At 73.3% G+C, this 1,883-nt stretch carries 2 protein-coding genes; both read left to right on the forward strand.

Annotated elements, in window-relative coordinates; genetic code table 11:
- The first annotated feature begins 62 nt into the window (after positions 1–62).
- Positions 63–743 (forward strand): ribulose-phosphate 3-epimerase, encoded by a 681-nt coding sequence (rpe, locus tag AC51EU_RS30025; protein WP_496270247.1) that lies wholly within the window; start codon positions 63–65, stop codon positions 741–743.
- Between the two features lie 201 nt (positions 744–944).
- Positions 945–1,883: sugar-binding transcriptional regulator (locus tag AC51EU_RS30030; protein ID WP_496270248.1), on the forward strand; the 939-nt coding region annotated here is incomplete at its 3' end.

Consider the following 1,883-nt stretch of genomic DNA (forward strand, 5'->3'; position numbering starts at 1 on the left):
CCGCGCCCCCGCCCGCGCGGTCCGGCTGCGACCCCCCACCCCCCGCACGACATACTGGGGGTATGGCCTTGATCAATCCCAGCATCCTGTCCGCGGACTTCGCACGGCTCGCCGAGGAGGCGCGGGCCGTGGAGGGCGCCGACTGGCTCCACGTCGACGTCATGGACAACCATTTCGTCCCGAATCTCACGCTCGGTCTGCCGGTGGTCGAGTCGCTGCGGAAGGCGACGGACACGCCGCTCGACCTGCATCTGATGATCGAGGACCCGGATCGCTGGGCGCCGCAGTACGTCGAGGCCGGTGCCGGTTCCGTCACCTTCCACGCCGAGGCGGCGGCGGCGCCGGTGCGGCTGGCGCGGGAGATCCGGGCCAAGGGGGCGCGGGCGTCGATGGCGCTGAAGCCGGCCACGCCCGTCGAGCCGTACGAGGACCTGCTGCCCGAGCTCGACATGCTGCTGATCATGACGGTGGAGCCGGGGTTCGGGGGCCAGGCGTTCCTGGACATCATGCTGCCGAAGATCCGCCGCACCCGTGAGCTGATCTCGCGGCACGGGCTGGAGCTGTGGCTCCAGGTGGACGGCGGTGTCTCGGCCGCGACCATCGAGCGGTGCGCCGAGGCGGGCGCGGACGTGTTCGTGGCGGGCTCCGCCGTGTACGGCGCGGACGACCCGGCGAAGGCGGTCCGCGAGCTGCGCGAGCAGGCCGAGGCGGCGACGCCGCCGGGCTGGGGCTGCGCGCACTGACGCCTCCCGGGCCCCAGCGGCCCGTACGGCCGTCCTTTCACGCCGGGCCCGCCCGCGGTTGTCCCGGCCGCCACCGGGTGTTCACGGGAGCCGGGTCGTCGCGGTCCCCGCGGAGGCCCGGTTTCTGAAAGGATGAGCAAAGTCTCGATCAGATGCGCAACAGGGGAGAAACTCGTGGTAGCCAGCCGCCCGCAGTCCGGTATGGGCCCCGCCGAGCTGGTGCAGGCCGCGGCCATGGCCCGCCGCTTCTATCTGGAGGGCAAGTCCAAGATCCAGATCGCGGAGGAGTTCGGCGTCAGCCGGTTCAAGGTCGCCCGTGTGCTGGAGACGGCCCTGGAACGTGATCTCGTACGCATCGAGATCCGGGTGCCGTCCGAACTCGACGCCGAACGCTCCGACGCGCTGCGGGCCCGCTACGGTCTGCGCCACGCCGTCGTCGTCGAGTCGCCCGCCGACGCGTCCGAGGACGCCGCCGACCCGGAGAACCTCGGCGAGGTCGCCGCCGGCCTGCTGGGCGAACTGGTCACCGAGGGCGATGTGCTCGGCCTGGCCTGGGGCCGCTCCACCATCCACATGGCGGCCGCCCTCCACCGGCTCCCGCCGTGCACCGTCGTGCAGCTCACCGGCGTGTACGACGCGGGCACCGCCGACCGCGGCTCGGTCGAGGCGGTGCGCCGCGCGGCCGACGTCTCCGGCGGCGAGGCGCACCCGATCTACGCGCCGATGCTGCTGCCGGACCCGGCCACCGCCGCCGCACTGCGCGGGCAGACCGGGATCTCCCGCGCCTTCGAGTACTTCGACAAGGTCACCGTCGCCTGTGTCTCCATCGGCTCCTGGGCCCCGGGCATCTCGACGGTCTACGACATGCTGTCCGAGGAGGAGCGCGAGCACTACGCCTCGCTGGGCGCCGCCGCCGAGATGTCGGCGCACCTCTTCGACGCGGAGGGCCGCCGGATCGGGCGTGACCTGGGGGAGCGCTGCATCACCGTCGAGGCGGACCGGCTGCGCCGCATCCCCGAGGTCGTCGCGATCGCCGGGGGCCGGCGCAAGGCCGCGGCGATCGGCGCGGTGCTGCGGTCGGGGCTGGTGACGAGCCTGGTCACGGACACCGCCGCCGCCGACCACCTGCTGCTGGAGACC

Source organism: Candidatus Streptomyces philanthi, assembly GCF_059553635.1.

Bases quoted from the DNA above. Each gene is read 5' to 3' on its own strand.
- rpe (WP_496270247.1), top strand. From the start codon at position 63: ATGGCCTTGATCAATCCCAGCATCCTGTCCGCGGACTTCGCACGGCTC.